The organism is Nguyenibacter vanlangensis (genome assembly GCF_013376155.1).
GTDB classification, from domain to species: Bacteria; Pseudomonadota; Alphaproteobacteria; order Acetobacterales; family Acetobacteraceae; genus Gluconacetobacter; species Gluconacetobacter vanlangensis.
Genome location: NZ_JABXXP010000768.1, coordinates 1 through 1,271, shown reverse-complemented (window position 1 = coordinate 1,271; position 1,271 = coordinate 1). Strand labels below are relative to the sequence as shown.

Annotated in this window: 2 protein-coding genes and 1 pseudogene; all 3 read left to right on the top strand. The window is 69.8% G+C overall.

Annotation, left to right across the window (positions count from 1 at the left end):
- Positions 1–77: 77 nt before the first annotated feature.
- Positions 78–392 (top strand): hypothetical protein, encoded by a 315-nt coding sequence (locus tag HUK84_RS18870; protein ID WP_176641592.1) that lies wholly within the window; start codon positions 78–80, stop codon positions 390–392.
- A complete protein-coding gene (locus HUK84_RS18865; RefSeq protein WP_176641593.1) occupies positions 385–828 on the top strand; it encodes a co-chaperone GroES in 444 nt (147 codons plus the stop codon). The genes HUK84_RS18870 and HUK84_RS18865 overlap by 8 nt, the downstream gene beginning before the upstream one ends.
- Positions 815–1,271, top strand: a pseudogene (locus tag HUK84_RS18860) (hypothetical protein); the annotation flags it as partial. The gene HUK84_RS18865 and the pseudogene HUK84_RS18860, both read left to right, overlap by 14 nt.

Below are 1,271 nucleotides of genomic sequence, written 5' to 3'. Positions count from 1 at the left end.
GGCCGACGGGCAGGCGCTGCGCGACGTGCAGGAGATCGCGCGGATGGCGCGCGAGATTTCGGAGGAGGAGGGAGGTGATGACCGAGCGGGCGGACCAGATGCCGGAAGCGGCGCGGGATTTGCGGGCGCGGCGGCTGGAGATGCTGGGCGACCTGACGGAGGACGCGTTCCGGATGTGGCGCCACCATCCGGTGACGCGGGCGGTGCTGCTGTTCCTGATGGATTACCGCGATAGCGTCGCGCAGCGGATGCTGGAGCAGTGGCGGGCCGGGACGATCGTGCTGGCGGAGGAGCACGAGGCACGGGGGCGGGCCGCGGTGGCGGCGGAGATCGCGGAACTGCGCTGGGAGGCGATGATGGCGTTCTATGGACGGGAGGCGGGCGATGCGTGAGGGGCGGATTTTGAAATTCGACCAGCAGGAATATGTGATGGCGGATTGGGATGGGGTGAATCGGGCGGGCTATGTGCCGCTGGACGACAAGATATTGGTGCTGGCCGACGTGCATGCCGAGATGACCAGCGGCGCGGTGCAACTGCCCGCCGGCTACGTCGAGCGCCAGACCCTGGCCGCCGAGCACGGCACGGTGATCGCGGTGGGGCCGGCGGCCTTTCGCTGGAACGACGACGGCACGCGGCAATGGGTGGGGCGCATCCCCGCGCCGGGGGACCGGGTCTATTTCGAACGTTATGCCGGGCAGTTGCTGCGCGGCGAGGATGGGCGGCTGTACCGGCTGATGTCGCAGCGCTGCATCGCCGCGATCGGCGTGGCCGCCGCCGTGGGGAATATGGAACAGGACGGAAAGGAGATGGCGCATGCTGGAGCGTGACGGGATGCGGGATGCGGACAGGGCGGCCGAGAACCCGTCGGTTCGGGGAATGTCGGATGGCGGCATGCCGCTGGGCGACGGGCCGGCTGGGGATATCCCGGAAGGCGGCGGGGGCGAGGATGGCGGGCCGGCGGCATCCGCGACGGATGAAATCGAGGCCCAGGCGCGGCGCATGGGCTGGCTGCCGCGTGGGGAATTCCGCGGCGATGTGGAAAAATGGCGTCCGGCACAGGATTTCCTGGATCGGGGGATGAATCTTCTGCCGGTCCTGCAGCAGCAATATCGCGCGCTGGACGGGCGCTATGCCAGCATGCAGGCGCAGTTGCGCGACAGCCAGAAGGCGCTGGCGGACCTGACGGAACGGACGCGGCGGGCGGACGAGCGCGCCTATCAGCGTGCGGTGCGCGATATCGAGGCGCGGCGGCAGGCGGCGGTGGCCAGCG